The sequence below is a fragment of the Methylosinus sp. R-45379 genome, assembly GCF_001644125.1.
Taxonomy (GTDB): Bacteria; Pseudomonadota; Alphaproteobacteria; order Rhizobiales; family Beijerinckiaceae; genus Methylosinus.
This window is the reverse complement of the sequence record NZ_LUUM01000152.1, coordinates 1-1214: the sequence shown is the minus strand read 5'-3', so window position 1 is coordinate 1214 and position 1214 is coordinate 1. Positions and strand designations below refer to the sequence as shown.

1 protein-coding gene is annotated in these 1214 nt (G+C 60.5%); it reads right to left on the bottom strand.

Annotated elements, in window-relative coordinates:
- Window positions 1-1214: TonB-dependent siderophore receptor (locus A1351_RS25235; RefSeq protein ID WP_198162264.1), on the bottom strand; the 1214-nt coding region annotated here is incomplete at both ends.

Below are 1214 nucleotides of genomic sequence, written 5' to 3'. Positions count from 1 at the left end.
CCCGCCACATCGAGCTCGATTCCCCGGCTCCGCTGCAATCCGGACGCCACGCTGTACGCCGTATTCGTCGGATCGGTCGTCGGCACATTGGTTCTGGTCAGCTGGTAGAGGGCGAGCGTGGCCTGGACACGGTCGTCGAAAGCCTTCTGCTTCACGCCCACCTCCCATTGTTGCGACGCGCTGGGCGGCAGTGGGGATCCGCTGGATGTCACAGAGGTCGTCGGCACGAAGCTGTTCGACCAATTGAAAAAGAAAGCCGTCTCGGGGATGGGCTCGAAGGTCAGACCAAAACGCGGCGAGAATTTTTGCGCGCGGTTGATGCTCCATGGCGTCAACGACAATTGATTGAGGCTGCTCGTCGTGATGGAATCATAGCGCAAGCCCGCGAGGAGACGCCAATGCGGAGCGAGGGTGACGAAGTCCTGAACATAGCCGGAGAAGTCACTGACGCGGGATCTCGTATTGGAGGAGAGCTTCGGCGCGCCGATGGCGACGTCGTAGACGGGATATAGGAGATTCAGAGTCGGCACGGTGACGGCGTAGCCGATCGTGTGATTGAGGCTCCAATAGGCTTCCCCGCCGACGAGCCAGTCATGCTGCAGCGGCCCCGTCGTGAATGTTCCCGACAGCTCGTTTTGCCAATCATAATCCTGAACCCAGGCGGGGCCGGACTGAACGGAGCGGGAGAGCGTATATCCGTTCGCCGCTACCGTCAGTCGCGAGAAGCGGTCTGTGCCGAGCGAATAATTCACATCGGACACATTCATGCCGACGCGGAGTTTCACGCCGGAGTCGAATCTGTGGGTCCACTCCAGGCTGACGCGCTCGGCGTCCTTGTGGGATTGGCTCTGATTGGGATCCATGTAGCTGAAGGAGAGGGGCAGCGCGAGCGTCTGCTGTGCGAGCGGGGCCTGATAGGCGCCATAGCTGAAGCCGCTGTTGAACCATTGTCCGCGCAGCAGCAGTTGGTCCTGCTCGGTCGCGCGCCACAATATGCTGGGATTGAGGCACACATTCTCCTGCTCGCCGAATTGCTTGATCGTGTGCGACCGGTCGATGGCGCCGTCGAGTCGAACCAGCAGCGAATGATCGCCCATGAGATCGCGATTCAGATCGAAGGTCGGCCGGACCAATCCATAGCTGCCGCTCGCGATGTCGACATGGAGGAAATTCGCGTCGAGGGGCGTCTTGGTGACGATGTTCACGATTCCGCC